At 71.7% G+C, this 21,495-nt stretch carries 22 protein-coding genes; 8 read left to right on the top strand and 14 right to left on the bottom strand.

From position 1 onward, the window contains the following. Positions 1-54: 54 nt before the first annotated feature. Positions 55-987: an ROK family protein gene (locus RM704_RS11870; protein ID WP_033525726.1), complete on the bottom strand. Its 933-nt coding sequence runs from the start codon at positions 985-987 to the stop codon at positions 55-57. A 282-nt stretch (positions 988-1,269) separates the two neighbouring features. On the opposite strand from RM704_RS11870, the gene RM704_RS11865 reads away from it, so the two are divergent. Next, complete coding sequence (locus tag RM704_RS11865; protein WP_033525725.1) at positions 1,270-2,319, top strand: LacI family DNA-binding transcriptional regulator; 1,050 nt, start codon at positions 1,270-1,272, stop codon at positions 2,317-2,319. A gap of 3 nt (positions 2,320-2,322) precedes the next feature. After that, positions 2,323-3,102 (top strand): hypothetical protein, encoded by a 780-nt coding sequence (locus RM704_RS11860; RefSeq protein ID WP_033525724.1) that lies wholly within the window; start codon positions 2,323-2,325, stop codon positions 3,100-3,102. Between the two features lie 15 nt (positions 3,103-3,117). On the opposite strand, the gene RM704_RS11855 is transcribed toward RM704_RS11860, so the two are convergent. After that, entirely contained in the window at positions 3,118-4,959 is a 1,842-nt protein-coding gene (locus tag RM704_RS11855; protein ID WP_033525723.1) for a serine/threonine-protein kinase, read from the bottom strand. Positions 4,960-5,114: 155 nt separating this feature from the next. Further along, positions 5,115-6,419 carry a DUF6986 family protein gene (locus RM704_RS11850; protein WP_033525722.1) on the bottom strand — a complete coding sequence of 435 codons (1,305 nt, stop codon included), beginning with the start codon at positions 6,417-6,419 and terminating at the stop codon, positions 5,115-5,117. Between the two features lie 226 nt (positions 6,420-6,645). Between RM704_RS11850 and RM704_RS11845 the strand changes: the two genes are divergently transcribed. Beyond that, positions 6,646-7,533: an endonuclease/exonuclease/phosphatase family protein gene (locus RM704_RS11845; RefSeq protein WP_033525800.1), complete on the top strand. Its 888-nt coding sequence runs from the start codon at positions 6,646-6,648 to the stop codon at positions 7,531-7,533. A 58-nt stretch (positions 7,534-7,591) separates the two neighbouring features. Here RM704_RS11845 and RM704_RS11840 read toward each other — a convergent pair whose 3' ends face one another. From RM704_RS11840 to RM704_RS11825, 4 genes are all read right to left on the bottom strand, one after another. Continuing rightward, positions 7,592-8,554, bottom strand: coding sequence for an electron transfer flavoprotein subunit alpha/FixB family protein (locus RM704_RS11840; RefSeq protein WP_311590523.1), 963 nt, complete (start codon positions 8,552-8,554; stop codon positions 7,592-7,594). Between the two features lie 55 nt (positions 8,555-8,609). Then, positions 8,610-9,395 carry an electron transfer flavoprotein subunit beta/FixA family protein gene (locus RM704_RS11835; RefSeq protein WP_311590522.1) on the bottom strand — a complete coding sequence of 262 codons (786 nt, stop codon included), beginning with the start codon at positions 9,393-9,395 and terminating at the stop codon, positions 8,610-8,612. Between the two features lie 203 nt (positions 9,396-9,598). Then, positions 9,599-10,108, bottom strand: a complete 510-nt coding sequence (locus RM704_RS11830; protein WP_033527555.1) for a flavin reductase family protein — start codon at positions 10,106-10,108, stop codon at positions 9,599-9,601. A gap of 190 nt (positions 10,109-10,298) precedes the next feature. Beyond that, positions 10,299-10,712, bottom strand: a complete 414-nt coding sequence (locus RM704_RS11825) for a thioredoxin family protein (RefSeq protein WP_033527554.1) — start codon at positions 10,710-10,712, stop codon at positions 10,299-10,301. 75 nt (positions 10,713-10,787) lie between these two features. Here RM704_RS11825 and RM704_RS11820 point away from each other — a divergent pair, with 75 nt between their 5' ends. Further along, on the top strand, positions 10,788-11,204 hold the full coding sequence (locus RM704_RS11820) for a DUF4395 domain-containing protein (protein ID WP_033527553.1): 417 nt from the start codon (positions 10,788-10,790) through the stop codon (positions 11,202-11,204). A gap of 185 nt (positions 11,205-11,389) precedes the next feature. After that, entirely contained in the window at positions 11,390-12,118 is a 729-nt protein-coding gene (locus RM704_RS11815) for a lysophospholipid acyltransferase family protein (protein WP_033527552.1), read from the top strand. A 7-nt stretch (positions 12,119-12,125) separates the two neighbouring features. Here the strand turns inward: RM704_RS11815 and RM704_RS11810 are convergent, their stop codons facing one another. The 4 genes from RM704_RS11810 to RM704_RS11795 form a co-directional block, all read right to left on the bottom strand. Then, positions 12,126-12,719, bottom strand: coding sequence for a transglutaminase domain-containing protein (locus RM704_RS11810; RefSeq protein ID WP_033527551.1), 594 nt, complete (start codon positions 12,717-12,719; stop codon positions 12,126-12,128). A gap of 86 nt (positions 12,720-12,805) precedes the next feature. Continuing rightward, the gene (locus RM704_RS11805) at positions 12,806-13,876 is read right to left on the bottom strand and encodes a threonine aldolase family protein (protein WP_033527550.1); all 1,071 of its coding nucleotides are present in this window, start codon (positions 13,874-13,876) and stop codon (positions 12,806-12,808) included. Next, positions 13,873-14,625, bottom strand: a complete 753-nt coding sequence (locus RM704_RS11800; RefSeq protein ID WP_033527549.1) for an SDR family NAD(P)-dependent oxidoreductase — start codon at positions 14,623-14,625, stop codon at positions 13,873-13,875. Before RM704_RS11800 ends, RM704_RS11805 begins: the two co-directional genes overlap by 4 nt. Before the next feature lie 47 nt (positions 14,626-14,672). Beyond that, complete coding sequence (locus RM704_RS11795; protein ID WP_033527548.1) at positions 14,673-16,070, bottom strand: DUF6421 family protein; 1,398 nt, start codon at positions 16,068-16,070, stop codon at positions 14,673-14,675. 414 nt (positions 16,071-16,484) lie between these two features. On the opposite strand from RM704_RS11795, the gene RM704_RS11790 reads away from it, so the two are divergent. Continuing rightward, entirely contained in the window at positions 16,485-17,168 is a 684-nt protein-coding gene (locus RM704_RS11790) for a glycerophosphodiester phosphodiesterase (RefSeq protein ID WP_033527547.1), read from the top strand. 3 nt (positions 17,169-17,171) lie between these two features. Here RM704_RS11790 and RM704_RS11785 read toward each other — a convergent pair whose 3' ends face one another. Then, positions 17,172-17,711, bottom strand: coding sequence for a GNAT family N-acetyltransferase (locus RM704_RS11785; protein ID WP_033527546.1), 540 nt, complete (start codon positions 17,709-17,711; stop codon positions 17,172-17,174). Between the two features lie 85 nt (positions 17,712-17,796). Here RM704_RS11785 and RM704_RS11780 point away from each other — a divergent pair, with 85 nt between their 5' ends. Next, positions 17,797-18,189: a VOC family protein gene (locus tag RM704_RS11780; protein WP_033527545.1), complete on the top strand. Its 393-nt coding sequence runs from the start codon at positions 17,797-17,799 to the stop codon at positions 18,187-18,189. A 92-nt stretch (positions 18,190-18,281) separates the two neighbouring features. Then, positions 18,282-19,046 carry a VOC family protein gene (locus RM704_RS11775; protein WP_033527544.1) on the top strand — a complete coding sequence of 255 codons (765 nt, stop codon included), beginning with the start codon at positions 18,282-18,284 and terminating at the stop codon, positions 19,044-19,046. Between the two features lie 51 nt (positions 19,047-19,097). Here the strand turns inward: RM704_RS11775 and RM704_RS11770 are convergent, their stop codons facing one another. Both RM704_RS11770 and RM704_RS11765 read right to left on the bottom strand, forming a co-directional pair. Continuing rightward, positions 19,098-19,646, bottom strand: a complete 549-nt coding sequence (locus RM704_RS11770; protein WP_033527543.1) for a MarR family winged helix-turn-helix transcriptional regulator — start codon at positions 19,644-19,646, stop codon at positions 19,098-19,100. After that, a complete protein-coding gene (locus RM704_RS11765) occupies positions 19,643-21,271 on the bottom strand; it encodes an FUSC family protein (protein ID WP_033527542.1) in 1,629 nt (542 codons plus the stop codon). The genes RM704_RS11770 and RM704_RS11765 overlap by 4 nt, the downstream gene beginning before the upstream one ends. Positions 21,272-21,495 lie beyond the last annotated feature (224 nt).

Raw genomic sequence — 21,495 nt, 5'->3', positions numbered from 1 at the left:
CCGGACGCACCGGCTCAGGGTCGCTCCCCGGCCTCCGCCCGCGCCGCCGCCCCGTCAGCGCCGCCCCGCCAGGGCGGCCGCGGCCGCGCCGACCAGGCCGGCGTCGGTCCCCATCACGGCGGGGGCGACCGTCAGGTCCTGGACGAAGGAGAGCGTGGCGTAGTCCTTCAGGGCGGCGCGCAGAGGGGCGAAGAGCACGTCGCCGGCGTTCGCGACGCCGCCGCCGATGACCGCGAGGTCGATCTCGACGAGGGTGGCCGTCGCCGCGATCCCGGCGGCGAGGGCCTGCGCGGCGCGCTCGAAGGAGGCCACGGCGAACGGGTCGCCGGCCCGCGCGGCGGCGGCGACCGCCGCGGCGGAGGTGTCGCCGTCGGGCCCCGGCCGCCAGCCGTTCTCCAGGGCACGGCGGGCGATGTTGGGCCCGCTGGCGATGCGCTCGACACAGCCGCGGGCGCCGCACGGGCACGCGTCTCCGTCGAGGTCGACGCTGATGTGTCCGATGTGGCCGGCGTTCCCGGTGGGCCCCGTGTGCAGCTTCCCGCCGAGGACGAGACCACCGCCGACGCCCGTCGACACGACCATGCACAGCGCGTTGTCATGGCCGCGCGCGGCGCCCTGCCAGTGCTCGGCCGCCGTGATGGCCGCACCGTCGCCGATCAGTTCGACAGGGAGCCCGCCGGTCACGGCCCGGACCCGCTCGACGAGGGGGAAGCCGCGCCAGCCGTGGATGTTCACGGGGCTCACCGTGCCGGCGGAGGCGTCCACCGGCCCGGCGCTGCCGATCCCGACAGCCGCGGCCCCGCTCCACAGCGGGTCGGCGGTCAGTTCGCCGAACACCTCCTCGACGGCCCGCATCACGGTGTCGCCGTCCTCCCGCGCGGGCGTCGGGCGCTGCGCGCGCACCAGGATCCGGCCGTGGCCGTCCACCAGCGCCCCGGCGATCTTGGTGCCGCCTATGTCGAGCGCGGCCACGAGGTCGGTCTGCATCAGTGTCAGTTCTCCCGCTGCGAGTCTCCTACCGGGCGCCCGGATCCAGCGACCCCCGGATCTCCGGCCGGAAACCGGCAGCACGACGCTCGCCTGGTGGGGGGCGCCGGCCAGAGAATGCGATAGACAGTCTCCCCCGGCTGTGACAACGTTGTCCAGGCTCTATGCTCGACCACACATTCTCCACAGCCGCACCATTTCCCCACGGCACCCACCCACCGCGCCCACCGCCCCACCCGCACCGCGACCGCACCCGTGACCGACAGGACAGGACAGCGCCCAGTGCCCGAGACCGCAGCCGGCATCGCCCGCCGCCCCGAGAACCGCTACGGCAACCGTCCCACCATGAAGGACGTCGCGGCACGGGCCGGGGTGGGTCTGAAGACGGTCTCCCGGGTGGTGAACGGCGAGGCCGGCGTCACCCCGGACACCGAGCGCAGGGTCCAGGAGGCGATCGAGGCGCTCGGTTTCCGGCGCAACGACAGCGCGCGGGTGCTGCGCAAGGGCCGCACCGCCAGCATCGGCCTAGTCCTGGAGGACCTCGCCGACCCGTTCTACGGCCCGCTCAGCCGCGCGGTGGAGGAGGTGTCCCGCGCCCACGGCTCGCTGCTGATCAACGGGTCCAGCGCGGAGGACCCGGACCGCGAGCAGGAGTTGGCGCTGGCCCTGTGCGCCCGCCGGGTGGACGGGCTCGTGATCATTCCGGCCGGTGAGGACCACCGGTATCTGGAGCCCGAGATCAGGGCGGGGATCGCCACGGTGTTCGTGGACCGTCCGGCCGGGCGGATCGACGCCGACGTGGTGCTCTCGGACAGCTTCGGCGGGGCCCGTGACGGCGTCGCCCACCTCATCGCCCACGGCCACCGCCGCATCGGTTTCATCGGCGACATGCCCCGCATCCACACCGCGGCCGAGCGGCTGCGCGGCTACCGGGCGGCCATGGAGGACGCGGGCATACCCGTCGAGGACGCGTGGATGTCGCTGGGCGTCACCGATCCGGAGCGGGTCCGCAGGGCGGCCGAGGACATGCTGTCCGGCCCGTCGCCCGTCACGGCGGTCTTCGCGGGCAACAACCGGGTGACGGTCACGGTCGTACGGGTCCTCGCCGGGCACACCCGTCCGGTGGCCCTCGTCGGCTTCGACGACTTCGAGCTGGCCGATCTGCTGCGGCCGGGCATCACCGTCGTCGCCCAGGACCCCGCCCGGCTCGGCCGCACCGCCGCCGAACGCCTCTTCCAGCAGTTGGACGGCTCCCTCGTGACCCCTGAGCGCATCGAGCTGCCGACCCGGCTGATCGCCCGCGGCTCGGGCGAACTTCCTCCCGCGGACTGACCCTTGGACACCCCCGACCCCCGTACCCTCGAAGAGCTCGGCCTCGCCGTGGCGCCGCGCGAGGACCCGCTGAGCTACCCCGGCGCGTGGCCGCCCGAGTCCGCGCTCCTGGACGGCAACCGGATGCTGCCGCTGGACACGCTCGTGTTCGAGGACCGGCTGCCCGTGCTCTCCGTCGGCTCCAACGCCTGCCCGGCACAGCTCGTCCACAAGATGGCGGAGCGCGGTGTGGAGTGCCGGATCCCCATGGTCAGGGCCCGGGTCACGGGCATCGGGATCGGGGTCTCCGCCCACGTGAGCCTGCTGGGCTACCTCTCGGCGTCGCCGTACCACTCCCCCGGCTCCACCGCCGACCTGTTCCTCACCTGGCTCGACGAGGCCCAGCTCGCCGTGGTCGACGCCAGCGAGGGTGTCGACTCGCCGACCGGCAACTTCCAGCGGGCCGTCCTGCCCGCCGCCGACTTCCGTGTCGAGCTGGAGTCGGGCCAGGTCCTCGACCACGCCTGGATCTACGTCAACCGCTGGGGCGTGCTGCGCGACGGCGGCCCGGCCCCTCGCCCGCACCCCGGCCGTCAGCGCCCGTTGCTCACCGAACTCCTCGCCTCGTCCGCCGAGTTGCGCGAACTGTTCGGCACCACCCCCGACGAGTTCTCCGCCCGGGCGCGCGGCAACCGTGAACTGTGCGCCCGGGGCAGGGAGTTGTTCGCCGAGCGGCGGTGGACCACGGTGTCCGGTCTGGAGCAGTACGTACGGCCGCATCCTGGGGCCCGGGGCCGGCCGTGACGCCGGGCCGCGGCCTCAGCAGACGGGCAGGCCGGGCACCGGCGCGTCGTTGTCGCCGCCCTGGATGTAGACGTCGCTGACGTAGACGTCGGTGTTGCCGCTGTCGTCGTCGGTCTTGGCCCACCAGACGTTGGTCCACTCGCCGGAGGTCTCACGGCGGCCCAGGTTCGCCTGGCAGTAGAAGTAGTTGGTGCCCTGCCTGAGGATGCCGACCTCGGTCCCAGCGGCGTCGTAGGACTTGGCGGTGGTCCAGACGGTGCAGTTGTACTTGCCGCCGCCGATGGAGTGGCAGACCGGTTCCTCGGTGGACCCGCCCCCGGTCGTGCTCCCGCCGGTGGTGGTGCCGCCCGACGTGTCGGAGCCTCCCGTGCCGCCTCCCGTGCCGCCGCCGGTGGTGCCGCCGCTCGCGTTCTTCGACGGCGAGGCGGACGCCTCGGGCTTCCCGTCGTCCTTCTCGGTCTTCTCGCCGGGACTCGCCGAGTTCGTGTCGTCCTTCTCGTCCTTCCCCTCGGAGACCGAGTCGTCGGTGAGGTCGACCGTGCCCCGGCTGCGCCCCGGGGAGGGGGTGCCGCCGTTCGACGCGTCGGTGGAGGGCCGGGCGCTCGTCTCCTTGCCGTCGTCCCCGTTCAGCAGTGCCACCGTGACGCCTGTGGCCGCGAGCACGACGGTGACGGCCAGGGCGGCGAGCAGGGCGCGGCCCCTGCGCGGACGGTCTCCGGTCGAGGAGACGGTGGTGACGGGTCCCGACGGGGGCACGGGCGCGCCCGCGACAGGCCCCGAGGCCGCCGGGGAGGCCCCCGTACCGGGCCCGGCGAGGGGGTGGGCGGGCCCGAAGCCCGGCGTCGGCCCGGTCGAACCGAATCCCGCGCCCGTCCCGGCCGCCGCGGCCCCCGCGGTCGGCGGCCCGAAGCCGGGCGGCACCGACGGGACGCTCCGTTGGGTCTGCGCCCTGGGCTGCGGCGCGGGCCCGGTGGTCCCGGTCGTCGAGGGGTCGAGCGCGCCGCCGGAGGCCACGGCCTCCAGCAGTTCGCGGGCCCGGTCCGCGTCCGGACGAAACTCCGGGCGCTTGTCCATCAGTTGCCGCAGGACCGGCGCGAGGGGCCCCGCCCGCACGGGTTCGGGCAGCGGGTCGGTCACGATCGCGGTGAGCGTCGACCAGGTGGACGTACGCCGGAACGGGGACGCGCCCTCCACGGCCGCGTACAGGGTGGCGCCGAGGGCCCAGACGTCGGAGGCGGGGCCGGGGTCGTTGCCCTGGGCGCGTTCGGGGGCCAGGTAGTCGAGGGAGCCGACGAGTTCGCCGCTGCGGGTGAGGTGGGTGGCGGAGCCGTCGCCCGGGTTCTCCATGGTGGCGATGCCGAAGTCGGTGAGGACGACGCGGCCCGAGCGGTCCAGGAGGATGTTGCCGGGCTTGACGTCGCGGTGCAGCACACCGACCCGGTGGGCGGCGGCGAGGGCGTCCATGACCTTGGCGCCGATGGCGGCGGCCTCACGCGGGTCGAGCAGGCCCCGGTCGCTCAGGACGTCGTCCAGGGACGGGCCGTCGACCAGCTCCATGACGATCAGCGGGCGCCCGTCGACCTCGGCCACGTCGTGCACGGCGACGACTCCGGGGTGCCGGACGCGGGCGGCGGCCCGGGCCTCGCGCTGCATGCGCAGCCCCAGGTCGGCCAGTTCGGGCGCGTCCGCGTCCGTGTAGGTGCGCAGCTCCTTGAGGGCGACCTCACGGTGCAGCACCTCGTCCACGGCCCGCCAGACGACGCCCATGCCGCCGCGCCCGAGCTGCTCCACGATCCGGTACCGACCGGCGAGGATCCGCCCGACACCGTCCGTCTGTCCGTTCGCCCCCGAAGACACCCGCGCCTCGCTCCTGTGACACACCGATGAGTGGCGTAAGCCTAAGCGGTGGCCGGGGACGCTCCGGACCGTCGGCGGCGGCTGTCACAGGACCGCTACGCACCCCGCCGCCGACCCACCCGTCCGTACCGGTCCGTACCGGTCCCCACCGTTGCCTACGGGCCGGAGACCGTCAGGTCCGCCCGCCTCGGCGTCGCGAAGCCCTCCAGGTCGGCGCGGGTCAGGCCGGTCTCCCGGGAGACCTCGCCGATGTCGAGGGCGCCGCAGTCCAGGCCGCGCAGCAGATAGCCGCCGAGGGCCTTGGCGGTCGCGGGCTCGTCCATCACGTCGCCGCCCGCGCGGTGGGCGTACCGGGAGAGACGGGCGGCGGCCTGTGCGTACCCCTCGCGGTAGAAGGCGAACACGGCCGCGTAGCGGGTCGGGATGTGGCCGGGGTGCATGTCCCAGCCCTGGTAGTAGGCGCGGGCGAGGGCGCGGCGGGTGAGGCCGTAGTGCAGGCGCCAGGCGTCGTGGACCTGGGCCGTGGGGCCGACGGGCAGGACGTTGGTCGAGCCGTCCGAGACGCGTACGCCGGTGCCGGCCGCCGCGACCTGCATGATCGCCTTGGCGTGGTCGGCGGCCGGGTGGTCACTGGCCTGGTGGGCGGCGGAGACGCCCAGGCAGGCGCTGTAGTCGAAGGTGCCGTAGTGCAGCCCGGTGGCGCGCCCCTCGGCGGCCTGGATCATTCGGGCGACGGTGGCGGTGCCGTCGGCGGCGAGGATGGACTGGCTGGTCTCGATCTGGATCTCGAAGCCGATCCGGCCGGGCTCCAGGCCGCGCGCCTTCTCGAAGGCCTCCAGCAACCGGACCATGGCGGTGACCTGCTCGGCGTACGTCACCTTGGGGAGGGTCAGGACCAGCCCGTCGGGCAGACCGCCGGCGTCCAGCAGGCCCGTGAGGAAGATGTCGAGGGTGCGGATGCCCCGGTCGCGCACCGGCGCCTCCATGCACTTCATGCGGATGCCCATGTACGGGGCGGCCGTGCCGTCGGCGTACGCCTGGGCGATCAGCCGGGCGGCGCGGGCGGCGGCCTCGTCCTCCTCGGCGTCGGGGCGGACCCCGTAGCCGTCCTCGAAGTCGACCCGGAGGTCCTCGATCGGCTCGCGCTCCAGCTTGCCGCGGACGCGGTCGTACACGGGCACGGCGAGGTCGTCGTCGAGGCCGAGGACGGCGGCGAAGGAGGCCGCGTCGGGGGCGTGCTCGTCGAGGGCGGCGAGGGCCCGGTCGCCCCAGGTGCGCGGGGTGTCCGCGGCGAAGACGTCACCGGGGACGTAGACGGTGTGCACGGGCTGGCGGGTGCCGGGGTCGCCCGGGTAGCGGCGCTCCAGTTCCGCGTCGACGGGGGCGAGGGAGGCGCTGATCTCCTCGCTGACGGCGCCCGCGAGACTCGTCGCCACGTTCTCCTGTCGGCCCTGCCCCATTCCACACCCTCCATTTTCCGCACTACGGAATCAACAATCCGTATAACGAAGCTAGCTGTCGATCTTCACCCCGGTCAACACCCTCCGGACAGGGGATTTCCCATCCTCTTCGCCTGGTCACCGCCGATCCGGCGTCTTCTTCCGTATCAGTAGGCAAGCTTCATGGTGACTCGCAAGGGGAGGAAATCGCGTGCCGAAAGAGGTCGGAGAGGTCGGACCGGTCGGAGTGACACGTCGCCAAGGACTCAGGTCCGCGGCGGCCGCCGCCATCGCCGTGCCACTGCTCACGACGGCGGGCTCGTCACAGCCGGCGTCCGCCGGTGAGTACGCGGGCGCGCTGAACGTCATGACGTTCAATGTGCGCTTCGCGACCGTCGTCGACAGCACACCGCGCTGGGCCGTTCGCCGGCCGGTGATGCGGGAGCTGCTGCGTCGCGAGCGACCGCACGTCATCGGCACCCAGGAGGGCCTCTACCAGCAGTTGCGGATGATCGAGCGGGATCTCGGCGCCCCGTACGACTGGATCGGCACCGGCCGAGGGGGCGGCAGCAAGGACGAGTTCATGGCGATCTTCTACGACACCCGCAGACTCGACCCGATCGAGTTCGATCACTTCTGGCTGTCCGACACCCCCTACACGATCGCCTCCAACACCTGGGGCGCGGACTGGCTGCGCATGGTGACCTGGGTGAAGTTCGCCGATCTCGCCGACGGGGGCCGGGAGTTCTACGTCCTGAACACACACCTGGACAGCGTCAGCCAGTACGCCCGGGAGCGCTCGGCGGGGCTGATCGGCGAGACGATCGCCGGGTGGGACCGCTCGGCGCCGGTCGTCGTCACCGGTGACTTCAACGCCGCCGCCCACGACAACAAGGTGTACGACCTGATGCTGGGCAACGGTCTGGTGGACGCCTGGGACGCCGCCGCCTCGCGCACCGAGGCGTACGGGACGTACCACGGCTACCGTGCGCCCAAGCCCGACGGCAGACGCATCGACTGGATCCTCACCTCGCCCGGGGTGACCACGCACTGGGCGGCGATGAACACCTTCTCGGTGGACGGGACGTACCCGAGCGACCATCTGCCGGTGCAGGCCTCGTTGACCCTGGGATGAGCCGAGGCCCCCGCGACCGCGCGAACGGTCGTGGGGGCCTCGGCGGGAGAGGGGAAACTCAGCCCTTGCGGGCCTTGATCTCGTCGGTGAGCTGCGGGACGACGTCGAAGAGGTCGCCGACCACGCCGTAGTCGACCAGGTCGAAGATCGGGGCCTCGGCGTCCTTGTTGACGGCCACGATGGTCTTCGAGGTCTGCATGCCGGCGCGGTGCTGGATGGCGCCGGAGATGCCGTTGGCGATGTACAGCTGCGGCGAGACCGACTTGCCGGTCTGGCCGACCTGGTTGGTGTGCGGGTACCAGCCGGCGTCCACCGCGGCGCGCGAGGCGCCGACGGCCGCGCCGAGGGAGTCGGCGAGGGCCTCGATGATCGCGAAGTTCTCGGTGCCGTTGACGCCGCGGCCGCCGGAGACCACGATCGCGGCCTCGGTCAGCTCCGGACGCCCGGTCGACTCGCGCGGGGTACGGCCGGTGACCTTGGTACCGGTGGCCAGCGCGCCGAACGTCACCTCCAGCGCCTCCACGCTGCCGGCGGCCGGGGCGGCCTCCACGGCGGCGGAGTTGGGCTTGACGGTGATGACCGGGGTGCCCTTGGAGACACGGGACTTGGTGGTGAAGGACGCGGCGAACACCGACTGGGTGGCCACCGGGCCCTCGTCACCGGCTTCGAGGTCGACGGCGTCGGTGATGACGCCGGAGCCGATGCGCAGCGCGAGGCGGGCGGCGATCTCCTTGCCCTCGGCGGAGGACGGCACCAGCACGGCGGCCGGGGAGACGGCGGCGACGGCGGCCTGCAGCGCGTCGACCTTCGGCACGACCAGGTAGTCGGCGTACTCGGCGGCGTCGTGGGTGAGGACCTTGACCGCGCCGTGCTCGGCGAGCGCGGCAGCCGTGTCACCGGCGCCGTTGCCCAGCGCGACGGCGACGGGCTCGCCGATGCGGCGGGCCAGGGTCAGCAGCTCCAGGGTGGGCTTGCGGACGGCACCGTCCACGTGATCGACGTAGACGAGAACTTCAGCCATGGGATTGCTCTCCTGCGGATGCGAAGGCTTGCGGGGGCGGTAAGAGAGAGGGGCCTCAGATGAACTTCTGGCCCGCGAGGAACTCAGCGAGCTGCTTGCCGCCCTCGCCCTCGTCCTTGACGATCGTGCCTGCGGTACGCGCCGGGCGCTCGGCCGCGGAGTCCACAGCCGTCCAGGCGCCCTCCAGACCGACTTCCTCGGCCTCGATGTCCAGGTCGGACAGGTCCCAGGACTCCACCGGCTTCTTCTTCGCCGCCATGATGCCCTTGAAGGAGGGGTAACGCGCCTCGCCCGACTGGTCGGTGACGGAGACCACGGCCGGCAGCGACGCCTCAAGCTGCTCGGAGGCGGCGTCACCGTCGCGCCGGCCCTTGACCACACCGTCCTCGACGGACACCTCGGACAGCAGCGTCACCTGCGGCACGCCCAGCCGCTCCGCCAGCAGCGCCGGGACGACACCCATCGTGCCGTCGGTGGACGCCATGCCGGAGATCACCAGGTCGTAGCCGGCCTTCTCGATCGCCTTCGCCAGCACCAGCGAGGTACCGATCGCGTCGGTGCCGTGCACGTCGTCGTCCTCGACGTGGATCGCCTTGTCCGCACCCATCGACAGCGCCTTGCGCAGCGCGTCCTTGGCGTCCTCCGGACCCACGGTCAGCACGGTGATCTCGGCGTCGTCGGCCTCGTCGGCGATCTGCAGCGCCTGCTCGACCGCGTACTCGTCGAGCTCGGAGAGCAGACCGTCCACGTCGTCACGGTCGACGGTCAGGTCATCGGCGAAATGCCGGTCGCCAGTGGCGTCGGGCACGTACTTCACAGTGACAACGATCCTCAAGCTCACGCCGGCTCTCCTACTGCATCGTCATTTCTGGGCTGCCTTCTTCCAGGCAGCATAGGCGCCTGAAGCGGCCGATCCCGATCGGGGCGACCTGCGCTCCGTTCGAAATATTACTCGCCAGTACGACATCTACGTTCTCGCATTGCGTGCCCGCTAAGCAAGCGCTTTGAACTGTGAGTTAGGCAACCCTGCGTAATCGTGCGGGATCAGTCTCGCAGACCGTTGAAGCGGCCCTGGTGATACAGCAGCGGCCTGCCGGCGCCCGAGGGATCGCCCACGACCACCTCGGCGAGGACGACGCGGTGGTCGCCGGCCGGGACGCGTGCCACCACCCGGCAGACCAGCCAGGCGAGCACGTCGTCGAGGACGGGAACTTCCTCGGGGCCGCTACGCCATCCGGTGGGCGCCCCGAACCGGTCGGCGCCGCTGCGCGCGAAGGTGGCCGCCAGCTCCCGCTGGTGCTCCCCGAGTATGTGCACGCCGATGTGCTCCGCCTCGGAGATCACCGGCCAGCTGGAGGCGCCGGTGCCGATGCCGAACGAGAGCAGCGGGGGCTCGGCGGAGACCGAGCTGAGCGAGGTGGCGGTGAAGCCCACCGGGCCGGCGGCTCCCCTGGCCGTGATCACCGCCACACCGGCGGCATGACGACGGAAGACGGACCGCAGGAGGTCGGGGGAGGCGAGCTGGGGCGAACCGAGGCCGGAGGTGGCCGTCATGGAGCTTTCCTTCTGCTGGGGTCGACGGGCTCGTGCGTGGCTGGTCACGGTCCCGGACAACACGCACCGGCCGTGCGGACCAGGAACGCCCTGGATACGACGTCGCGCACGGAGAGAAGGTTTTCGCGGGGCATAAGGTCAGGCTGACGATAGATGACGCGTACAGTCAAGTGCGTTCCGGGATGCGGCGTCACACGGCCTCGCCCAGCGCGGCGATCACATCCGCCTTGCGCGGCTGTCCGGTTGCCCTGCGCACGATCCGGCCATCCGCGTCGAGCACGAGCACGGTCGGCGTCTTGAGGATGTCGAACCGGCGCACAAGTTCCAGATGTTCCTCGGCGTCGATCTCCACATGGGCGACGCCCGGAATCATTCCGGCCACTTCGGCGAGCACCCTGCGGGTCGCCCGGCAGGGGGCGCAGAAGGCGCTGGAGAACTGCACCAACGTGGCCCGTTCCCCGAGCCCCTCCCCCAACTCCGCCGCGCCGAGCCGCTTGTCGCCGTCCCGCCCGCGCACCCTGATCCTCCCGCTCCGCCGCCGATGCAGCACTCCGTAGGCGCTCGCCGCCGCGAGCACCAGCCCACACACCACAAGTCCGGTCACAGCGTGCTTCAGCGTTCACGAGACTGCAAAGATTCCCGGCTCCACAACAGGATTGGCCTGCGGAATGCTTGACGCATGGACATCGATGTAAGGGGTCCGCGCTTCGGGGCGGCCGTGACGACCGTGGTGCTCGCGGTCGTGCTGATCACCGGCAGCGCCTGGCTGCTGGCCTGGCAGACGTTGGCGTTCGCGCTGGGCGCTGCGGGCGGGGTGGGGCGTTCACCGTACGGCTGGCTCTTCCGCTCGCTCGTCCGACCGCGTGTCGGGCCCCCGACGGAGTTCGAGGCGCCGCAGCCGCCGCGGTTCGCGCAGGGGGTCGGGCTGGTCTTCGCGCTGGTGGGCCTGGCCGGGTTCACTGTGGGGCCCGAGTGGTTGGGGCAGGCCGCGACCGGCGCGGCCCTCGCCGCGGCCTTCCTGAACGCGGTGTTCGGTTACTGCCTGGGCTGCGAGATGTACCTGCTCGTCAGGCGGGTGACCGTACGCGCGCGGTGACGGCCGGGTGAACGTCCGGCGGTCGATCGTGTGTCCGACGTGACGAGAATCTCGCCACTGGCCGACTCCAAGACTGGCTACTCGTGCGTTCTTGGGGCACGATCTGCGAGATGCCGTAAACCTACGGCTGCGTAACCTCCCGCCGGGGACCTCTTCCCGGGCAGAGAGAAGGGTCCACTCCGCCCATGGCTGAGCTTGTCTACCGTCCCGTGGTCGGCCTCGCCCAAACCCTGTTCAAGGTCTGGGATCTGAAGATCGACTGCCAGGGGTCGGAGAACATCCCGCGCCAGGGCGGCGCCGTGCTGGTGAGCAATCACATCAGCTATCTGGACTTCATCTTCGACGGCCTGGCGGCGCTCCCGCAGAAGCGTCTGGTGCGTTTCATGGCCAAGGAGTCGGTGTTCCGGCACAAGATCTCCGGTCCGCTGATGCGCAACATGCGGCACATCCCGGTCGACCGCAAGCAGGGGGAGGCGGCCTACACGCACGCGTTGGACTCGCTGCGCTCCGGAGAGATCATCGGCGTCTTCCCCGAGGCCACCATCTCGCAGTCGTTCACGCTGAAGAGCTTCAAGTCGGGCGCCGCCCGGCTGGCCCAGGAGGCCGGCGTCCCGCTCATCCCGATGGCCGTGTGGGGCACGCAGCGACTGTGGACCAAGGGTCACCCGCGCAACTTCAAGCGCAGCCACATCCCGGTCACCATCCGGGTCGGTGAGGCGATAGAGGCCTCCAAGGACAAGTACGCGGGCGCCATCACCCGCCAACTCCGCGAGCGTGTGCAGGAGTTGCTGGAGGCCGCCCAGCGCGCCTACCCGGTCCGCCCCACGGGCCCGGACGACACCTGGTGGATGCCGGCCCACCTCGGCGGCACGGCCCCGACCCCGGAGCAGGTCCGCGAGGCCGAGGCCCGCTGACCCGGCGCTAGAGCGCCACGGGAAGCGTCCTCCACAGCTGCCGCCGGTCCGGGGCCGCGCGGAGGGCGCCGAGCACGGCCGGGTGCGGTGCGGCGTGGAGGGTCGGATAGTCCACCTCGCCCAGGGCCGGGTCGGGCACCCAGGCCAGCCGCTCCCCGGTCAGTGAGAAGCGGGCGTCCACACCCGGCTTGTTCCCCCGGGGGTCCTGGCGGTGCCAGGCGCCGTTGAAGCGCACGGCGACCAGACCGTGGACGACGTGTCCGTCACCGTCGTCGTGCGCCAGCCGCTGGTAGCAGAGCGCGGTCGGGATGTCCTCGGCACGCAGCAGCGCGGCCAGGGCGTGGGCCTTGGCGTAGCAGATCCCGGTGCCCTGTTCGAGGACGTCGGACGCGCGCCAGGTGACGCGCGGATCGCCGGCGTCCTGGGAGTGCGTGATGCCGTCGCGCACGTACTCGAAGGCTGCTTGTGCATAGCCATACGAGTCCGCCACCGTCTCGGCGAGGTGCGCGGCCGTCTGCCGTACGCGCGGATGGTGATGGTCGATGACCTCGTCGGCCACCAGATAAGCGGACAGGTCAGGGGTTTGCTGGATCAGCTCCATGCCCGCAGAGCATAGGAAAACGATCACCCGAGAGTCAATGACTTTTCGGGTGACCGTATATTTATGCAGCCGTTGTCAGTGGGCGGTCAGCGGGCCATCTCCTCCTTGAGAGCCGCCACGAACCCGTCCACGTCCTCCTCGGTCGTGTCGAAGGAGCACATCCAGCGGACGTCACCGGCCGCCTCGTCCCAGAAGTAGAAGCGGTGGCGCTTCTGCAGGCGTTCGCTCACGTCGTGCGGGAGACGGGCGAAGACGGCGTTGGCCTGCACCGGGTACAGGATCTCGACGCCGTGGACCGCACGGACGCCCTCGGCGAGCCGCTGGGCCATCTCGTTGGAGTGGCGGGCGTTGCGCAGCCACAGGTCCCTCGCCAGCAGGGCCTCCAACTGCACCGAGACGAAACGCATCTTGGAGGCGAGCTGCATGGACAACTTGCGCAGATGCCTCATCCGGCGGACGGCGTCCTGGTTGATCACGACGACCGCCTCGCCGAACATCGCGCCGTTCTTGGTGCCGCCCAGGGAGAGCAGGTCGACGCCGACCGCGTTGGTGAACGTCCGCATCGGCACGTCCAGGGAGGCGGCGGCGTTCGCTATCCGGGAGCCGTCCAGGTGCACCTTCATCCCGTGCGCGTGGGCGTGGTCGCAGATCGCGCGGATCTCCTCGGGCGTGTAGAGGGTGCCGAGTTCGGTGCTCTGGGTGATCGAGACGACCTGCGGCATGGCGCGGTGCTCGTCGTCCCAGCCGTACGCCTGCCGGTCGATCAGCTCGGGGGTGAGCTTGCCGTCGGGAGTGGGCACGGTGAGCAGTTTCAGTCCGCCGACCCGCTCGGGCGCCCCGCACTCGTCCACGTGGATGTGCGCGCTCTCGGCGCAGATCACCGCGCCCCAGCGGTCGGTGACCGCCTGGAGCGCGACGACGTTGGCGCCGGTGCCGTTGAAGACAGGGAACGCCTCGGCGGTGGCCCCGAAGTGGCTGCGGACGATCCGTTGGAGGTTCTCGGTGTAGTCGTCCTCGCCGTAGGCGACCTGGTGCCCGCCGTTGGCCAGGGCCAGGGCGGCGAGCACCTCGGGGTGGACCCCCGCGTAGTTGTCGCTGGCGAAGCCGCGGATCTCCGGATCGTGATGGCGTCGGGCGTCGGTCTTCGGAGGGTTCACGGCTTGTCGGTCAGCCACAGACGGTTTCCGTTCACTTCGGCGGCGGACTTCTCCCAGACACCGACGATGGCCTCGGCCAGCTCCTTGACGTCGGTGAAGCCCGCGAACTTCGCGTTGGGTCGGTCGGCGCGCATCGCGTCGTGCACCAACGCCTTCACGACCAGGATGGCAGCCGCGGAGGTCGGCCCCTCCGGCCCGCCCGCCTTGCGGAAGTAGTCGGCCGTGGCCAGCGTCCACGCCTCGGCGGCGGCCTTGGCGGCGGCGTACGCGGCGTTGCCCGCGGTGGGCTTGCTGGCGCCGGCCGCGCTGATCAGGACGTACCGGCCACGCTCACTGCGCTGCAGCGCCTCGTGGAAGGCCAGGGAGGTGTGCTGCACGGTGCGGATCAGCAGCATCTCCAGGAAGTCCCAGTCGTCGAGGCTGGTCCTGGTGAAGGTCTCGCTCCCGCGCCAGCCGCCGACGAGGTGGACGAGGCCGTCGACCCGGCCGAAGTCCTTCTCGATGCGGGTGGCCCAGTCACGGGTCGACTGCAGGTCGAGGAGATCGACCGTGTCGCCCACGACGGTGGCGCCGCCGTGCGCGTAGCGGGCCGCGTCCACGGCCTCCGAGAGCCGCTCGGGGTCGTTGTCGGAGCCGACGACGATCGCCCCCGCGTCGGCCAGCCGCAGCAGCGCCGCCCGGCCGGCGGGTCCGCCCGCGCCGGCCACCGCGATGACCGCGCCGCTCAGTGCACCGTTGCCGTTCTGCATGGTCCTAGCCTCCTGAGCAGCGACTGCGAGGTCTGCGAGCCGGGCGGTCACGCGGCGACCCGCTCGGTGTCCGCCGCCGTGATGCCCTTGGTGGAGGCGATCACGGTCTTCAGCTTCTTGGCGAGCGCCTCATAGAACATGCTGAGCGGAAACTCGTCCGGAAGCACGTCGTCGACGAGTTTCCGCGGCGGCTGCGTCAGATCCAGGGCGTCGGGGCCCTTGGCCCAGCGGGAGCCGGGGTGCGGGGCGAGGTAGGTGGAGACCAGCTCGTAACCGGCGAACCAGTGGACGAGCTTCGGACGGTCGATGCCGTCGCGGTAGAGCTGCTCGATGTCGGCGCAGAGCTGGTTGGTGACCTGCGGGGCGCGCTGCCAGTCGATGTGCAGTTTGTTGTCGGTCCAGCGGACGACGTCGTGCTTGTGCAGGTAGGCGAAGAGGAGCTGGCCGCCGAGGCCGTCGTAGTTGCGGACCCGCTCGCCGGTGACCGGGAAGCGGAACATACGGTCGAAGAGCACGGCGTACTGCACGTCGCGGGCCTGCGGGACGCCGTCGGCCTCCAGCTTCACGGCCTCCTTGAAGGCGGTGAGATCGCAGCGCAGTTCCTCCAGGCCGTACATCCAGAACGGCTGGCGCTGCTTGATCATGAAGGGGTCGAAGGGCAGGTCGCCGTGGCTGTGGGTGCGGTCGTGGACCATGTCCCACAGGACGAAGGCCTCCTCACAGCGCTTCTGGTCGTGCACCATCGCGGCGACGTCCTCGGGCAGGTCCAGGCCGAGGATGTCGACGGCGGCGTCGGTGACCCGGCGGAACCGGGCGGCCTCGCGGTCGCAGAAGATGCCGCCCCAGGAGAAGCGGGCCGGGGCCTCGCGCACGGCGATGGTCTCCGGGAAGAGGACGGCCGAGTTGGTGTCGTAGCCGGCGGTGAAGTCCTCGAAGGTGATGCCGCAGAACAGCGGGTTGTCATAGCGGGTGCGCTCCAGCTCGGCCAGCCACTGGGGCCAGACCATGCGCAGCACGACCGCTTCGAGATTGCGGTCGGGGTTGCCGTTCTGCGTGTACATCGGGAACACCACGAGGTGCTGGAGGCCGTCCGCGCGGTTGGCCGCGGGCTGGAAGGCGAGCAGCGAGTCGAGGAAGTCGGGCACCTCGAAGCCCTCCTCGGCCCAGCGCCTCAGGTCCCCGACCAGCGCCGTGTGGTAGGCGGCGTCGTGCGGCAACAGCGGGGACAGCTCCTCGACGGCCCCGACGATCTCCCGTACGGCCTGCTCGGCGGCGGCCCGAGCCGGGGCCCCCTCCGCGTCGAAGTCGATGGAGCCGTCCTTCGACTGCCATGGCCGGATCCGCTCCACGGCGTCCTTGAGCACGGGCCAGGCCGGGTGCTCCACCACCCTACCGACCGAAGGAACAACGCCCTCCGCACCCATCTGCACAAGAATTTCCGTCATGACCCATCCTCCACGGGAGAACCTTTCGTAAGGACACCGTACGTAGCGAGGGTTCCTCACCGCAAGACCGATCATGAGCGGCCCAGCCGGAAATCTTCCCGCCACCCCCTGCACCTAACCGCTGAATCTCCTGCCACACGCGTCGTGGGTCACACTTCGTGCGTCGCACGCCCCGAGCCAAGGGCACCCGGGGTCAACGCGCACCGGACTCGCCCACTCAGGGATGACCTGATCGCTGCGGCCAGGTGCGGAAACGGTCCTGTTCTCCGACGTGACACGGGGTGACACAACCCGAAAGCACCGGTGCACATACGGATGCATCGCACGGCGGGAGGACTACGCTGCGCCCCAGCCGCGTGCCGCCCCTCCCCCGGTCACGCGGGCCGAGCCGCCGTCGACGGAAGCGAGTCCACCTTGAACTTCCTCACCATCGGTCACCGCGGGATCATGGGTGTCGAACCCGAGAACACCCTCCGTTCCTTCGTGGCCGCCGATCGCGCGGGCCTCGACGTCATCGAACTCGATCTGCATCTGAGCAAGGACGGCGCACTCGTCGTCATGCACGACGCGGATGTGGACCGGACCACCGACGGCACGGGCCCGATCGCCGACAAGACCCTCGCTGAGCTGCGTGCCCTGGACGCGGGCCGCGGCGAGCGCGTGCCCACCTTCGAGGAGGTCCTGGACGCGGTACGGGCACCGCTCCAGGCCGAGATCAAGGACACGGCGGCGGCCCGCGCCCTCGCCGAGGTCATGCACCGGCGGGACCTGGTGGGACGGGTCGAGGTCCTGTCCTTCCACGACGAGGCGGTCGCCGAGATCGCCCGTCTCGTACCGGGCGTACGCACCGCGCTGGTCGCCAGCCGCTACGGCACCGACGTCGTGGACCGGGCGGTGGCGGTGGGTGCCACCACCCTGGTGCTGAACATCCGGCGGCTGACGCTGGAGGTCGTCGAGAAGGCCCGCAAGGCGAACCTGCGGATCATCGGCTGGGTGGTGAACACCCAGGACCATCTGCGCCTGGTCCGCGCCCTCCAGCTGGACGGCGCGACGACCGACTACCCGGACATCAAACGCACCGGCCGCTTCACGGCCTGACCCCTATCCCAGCTCCTTGACCAGGAGCTCGAAGCGCAGGTCGTCGCGCCGGGGGATGCCGAAGCGCTCGTCGCCGTACGGGAACGGGGTCATCCCTCCCGTACGGCGGTAACCACGCCGCTCGTACCAGGCGATGAGGTCGTCCCGTACGGAGATCACGGTCATGTGCATCTCCCGCACCCCCCAGCCCTCGCGCGCGATCCGCTCGGCCTCGGCGATGATCACCTTGCCGAGACCACCGCCCTGGAGGGCCGGGCTCACAGCGAACATCCCGAAGTAGGCGTGTGCGCCGCGGTGTTCGAGCTGGCAGCAGGCGACGACCGTGCCGTCCCGCTCGACGGTGAGCAGTCGGCTGTCGGGCGCCTTGATGACCTCCAGGACCCCCTCGGGATCGGTCCGCTGCCCTTCGAGGATGTCCGCCTCCGTGGTCCACCCGGCGCGGCTGGAGTCGCCCCGGTACGCCGACTCGATCAGCTCCACGAGGTCGTCCACGTCGGCGTCGGTGGCGTCACGGAAGGTCAGGTCGGTGGCGGCGGTGTCCACGGGCTGCTCCTGGTAGATCCGCAGGGCTCGAACACCGAAGAGGGTATCGACAGCCCGGCCCGGCGGAGCACCTACCCTCGTCCGCGTGATCCACGTACTCGGCAGCCGCGTCCTCCTGCGCCCCACCGACCCCGAACGCTCCCTCGTCTTCTACGGCGAGCAGCTCGGGCTCCCCGTGTACCGGGAGTTCGGTACGGGCGAGCACCGGGGCGTCGTGTACTTCCTCGGCGGCGGTTTCCTGGAGGTCGCCGGCCGCTGGGAGACACCGCCGTCGCCCGCGCTGAAGCTGTGGCTGCAGGTCGCGGACGTGACGGCGGCGCACGCGGAGCTGCTGGCGGCCGGGGTGGAGGTGCGGCGGGCGCCGGTGCAGGAGCCCTGGGGGCTGATCGAGATGTGGATCGCCGATCCGGACGGCACGGAGATCGTGCTGGTGGAGGTTCCGGCGGACCATCCCCTGCGCCGGCGGCCGGGGATCTGAGGGGTCACACCCCGGTGGCCGGGACCGGAACGCGGGCATAGCGTGCTGGAGGGGGACGCGCGTACGCGCCCGCTTCCCTTCCGGAGGACGCCATGAAGCTCGAGGAACCGGTGACCGGTGGGCCCTGCTGGACGGAGCTGGGGACCAGCGACCTGGAGTCGGCCGAGCGGTTCTACACCGAGCTGTTCGGCTGGCGTCCGGAGACCGATCCGCGCCAGGAGGCCGGCGGCTACACCGTGGCCCACCTCGGAGACGCGGCGGTGGCCGCCCTCGCGCCGCTGTACCAGGAGTCGCAGCCGGTCGCCTGGAACGTGTCGTTCGCGGTGCGCGACGCGGACGCGGCGGTGGCGGCGGTACGGTCGGCCGGCGGGACCGTCGTGCTGGAACCCATGGATGTCTTCGACCTCGGACGGTTCGCGGTGGTCCTCGATCCGGGCGGCGCGGCCTTCCAGCTCTGGCGGGCGCGGTCCTTCCCGGGCGCCGGGCTGTTCAACGCGCCCGGCACGCTCGGCTGGGTGGAACTCCTGACGCGTGCCCCGGAACGCGCGCGGTCCTTCTACACGGCGGTGTTCGGCTGGAGCGTGAGCACCGGAGAGAACTACACCCGGTGGGGCGTCGAGGGCGCCGACTTCGGCGGCATGATCACGATGGACGACAAGTTCCCGCCCGAGGTGCCCTCGCACTGGCTGCCGTACTTCGCCGTGGAGGACGTCGACGACACGGCACTGATCACCACCCAGGCGGGCGGCTCCCTCCTCATGGAGCCCACCACGGTCCCGGAGGGCCCACGGATCGCGGTGCTGCGGGATCACCAAGGGGCCGTGTTCGGTGTCCGTGCGGCGGAGACCGAGGGCTGATCCGCGAAGTCCTCCGCGCCGCGTGGGCGACCTCGTGCGCGACGATCCGCCTCAGGCGCGCGGCAGCCCCAGACGGCCCTCCAGCTGGATCAGCAACTCGCCCAGCAGTACGGCGAGTTCGCGCCGGTCGCCGGTGTCGACCCCGGAGAGCACGCTCTCCTCGTACGCGAGTTGCTCCGGCATGACGCTGTCCACGAGGTCGCGGCCGGTGTCGGTGAGACGGACATGGGCGACGCGTCGGTCACGGGAGTCGCCCCGGCGCTCGACGAGACCGCGCTCGGTGAGCAGCTTGAGGCGTTTGGTGACGGCGGCGCCGGAGGCGAAGGTCTCCCGGGCGATCTCACTGGGCGTCAGCTCGTGGCCCGTGCGGCGCAGGGTGCCGAGGACGTCGAACTCGGGGCGGGTGAGCCCGGCGTGACGCAGCGGCGCGTCCTCGGCCTGCTGGAGGAGGGCGGCGCAGCGGTTGACGCGGCCGATGATCTCCATCGGCGCGGTGTCGATGCCGGGGTGGACCGTCTGCCACTGGCGCACCACCTTGGCGACCGTGTCCCCGAGAGCCGCACCGCTCCCCGTCCCCGCCCGCCCGTTGCCTGCCGTCATGCCCGTGCGCCCTCCGCTGCCTGTGACCGTCGCTGTGCCGTCGCCGCGAGCGTACGGTGTCCGGCCTGCTCGACGTGTGTCACCCGCTCCGACGGCAGGGCGCGTTGCCACCATTCGCCGCTCGCGGTGTCGAAGACGGCCCGCAGTTCGACGAGGGCTGCGGCCAGGGCGCGGCGGGCCGCGGGCAGGGCGCCGGGGGTCGCGTCCGGGTCGGCGGCCGTGCGGAGCGTGTGCGCGCGGGCGTGCTCCACGACCGCGAGGGCGCCGGCGACGCGGTCGCCGGCGCGCCGATTGGTGACGACGACCGCCATGAGGAGGCCGACCAGGGCGCCGACGACGGTGTCCGAGAGCCGGTCGGTGATCAGCTCGCCGGGGTCCTCGAAGCGGACGAACTCGGTGACGAGGAGGGCCATCGGGGTGACGCAGACGGTGCCGAGCCAGTAGTTGCGGCTGATGAGCGCCTCGGCGCCGAAGGCGAGCGCCAGGCAGCACAGGACGAGCGCCGCCGGGCCGAGGTGGGCGAGCGGGACGAGGGCGGCGAAGGCCAGCACCCCGGCGAGGTTGCCGACGACGCGCTGGACGCCCCGGCTCCAGGTGAGGGTGAGGTTCGCCTGGTAGAGCGAGGCGGCGGTGACGAGGGCCCAGTAGGGGCGGCCGACTCCGATCGCGAGGGAGGCGTATCCGGCGAGGGCGCACCCGAGGGCGGTGCGTACGGCGAGGGGGGTGAGCAGGTCGAGCGCGCTCCACGAGAGGCGGCGGCGCCGGTGTCCGCGCGGCGTGTCGAGCGGTTCGGCGGCCGATTCCGGCGGGGCGGCGGCTCGCCGGAGGTGTGCGGCGGCGAGCGGGTCCCGCGCGAGGGCCCGCAGTCGGTCCGGGTGCGCCTCGGCGGGCGCGGCGAGCGCGACGTCGGCGCGGGTCAGGAGCTCCGCGAGGACGCGGCGGGGCTCGGTGCGGTGGCCGGCCGCGAGCAGGGTCTGCCAGGCGGTGTGCACGGCCGTCGCGGCGGCGGTGCGGGACCCGGGCCGCTCGGGTGCCTCGACGTGGGCGGCCACCGCGTTCAGCGCATGGGCGGTGGCGCGGCGCTCCGGGCCGTACGGGCGCGGCAGGCCGGGAGCCATGCAGACGAGCCAGGACCAGGCGCCCGCGACGGCCGCCGCGGCGAGGTGGTGGGGGACCTGGGTGAGGCTCTGGGGCATGAAGAGGGCCGCCGAGGTGACGAAGGTGAAGATGACGTTGGCGGGCGGCCCGATGCGGCTCGCGTCGCACAGGGCCTTCTGCGCGGCGGCGAGGAGCGCGCCCACGGTCACCAGCACCACGGCGTTCGTGGTGAGTGCGGCGGTGACCAGGGCGACCGCGAGTCCGGCGACCATGCCGAGCACGACCCGGGCGAGGGTACGGGCGCGGGCGGCGTAGGGGCGGTGGTGGGCGTAGAGCGCGCACAGGGAGCCGGCCATCGTGTAGATGGCCAGGTCGAGGCGGTGGAGGGCCAGCAGCGTCAGGTTCGGGGGTGCGGTCGCGACGACCACGCTGAGCGCGGGCTTGAACCAGATCTCGGAGGGGCGGTTCACCCGGAGGACGCCGGAGAGAGGGAGCCGGCGGGCACGGGGGTGTCGGACGCTGCGCATGCCATAACCTTAGCTGGTGTTTTACTCGTGAAATACATGCCTCCACTGTGGCACTGGTCTCGCGTCTCACGGTGGCTCACCGTCGTGGCGCACTCCCGCGCGCTCCCCCGCGTACACCCTTGCGCTCGTATGCGCGCCATCGGGCCCGGGCATGCCCAGACCGACTGTCCGACCCCACTCTCAGCACGACCGACGTCGTCGAACGGGAAGCCGAACGGGGAGGT

The organism is Streptomyces gottesmaniae (assembly GCF_031845845.1).
Classification (GTDB): domain Bacteria; phylum Actinomycetota; class Actinomycetes; order Streptomycetales; family Streptomycetaceae; genus Streptomyces; species Streptomyces akebiae.
The sequence above is the reverse complement of the archived record's forward strand: the minus strand, read 5'-3'. Positions and strand labels throughout refer to the sequence as shown.

Bases quoted from the DNA above. Each gene is read 5' to 3' on its own strand.
- RM704_RS11795 (WP_033527548.1), bottom strand. From the start codon at position 16,070: ATGACGGAAATTCTTGTGCAGATGGGTGCGGAGGGCGTTGTTCCTTCG.
- RM704_RS11815 (WP_033527552.1), top strand. From the start codon at position 11,390: ATGGCTGAGCTTGTCTACCGTCCCGTGGTCGGCCTCGCCCAAACCCTG.
- RM704_RS11820 (WP_033527553.1), top strand. From the start codon at position 10,788: ATGGACATCGATGTAAGGGGTCCGCGCTTCGGGGCGGCCGTGACGACC.
- RM704_RS11800 (WP_033527549.1), bottom strand. From the start codon at position 14,625: ATGCAGAACGGCAACGGTGCACTGAGCGGCGCGGTCATCGCGGTGGCC.
- RM704_RS11840 (WP_311590523.1), bottom strand. From the start codon at position 8,554: ATGGCTGAAGTTCTCGTCTACGTCGATCACGTGGACGGTGCCGTCCGC.
- RM704_RS11830 (WP_033527555.1), bottom strand. From the start codon at position 10,108: ATGACGGCCACCTCCGGCCTCGGTTCGCCCCAGCTCGCCTCCCCCGAC.
- RM704_RS11810 (WP_033527551.1), bottom strand. From the start codon at position 12,719: ATGGAGCTGATCCAGCAAACCCCTGACCTGTCCGCTTATCTGGTGGCC.
- RM704_RS11850 (WP_033525722.1), bottom strand. From the start codon at position 6,419: ATGGGGCAGGGCCGACAGGAGAACGTGGCGACGAGTCTCGCGGGCGCC.
- RM704_RS11775 (WP_033527544.1), top strand. From the start codon at position 18,282: ATGAAGCTCGAGGAACCGGTGACCGGTGGGCCCTGCTGGACGGAGCTG.
- RM704_RS11770 (WP_033527543.1), bottom strand. From the start codon at position 19,646: ATGACGGCAGGCAACGGGCGGGCGGGGACGGGGAGCGGTGCGGCTCTC.
- RM704_RS11765 (WP_033527542.1), bottom strand. From the start codon at position 21,271: ATGCGCAGCGTCCGACACCCCCGTGCCCGCCGGCTCCCTCTCTCCGGC.
- RM704_RS11870 (WP_033525726.1), bottom strand. From the start codon at position 987: ATGCAGACCGACCTCGTGGCCGCGCTCGACATAGGCGGCACCAAGATC.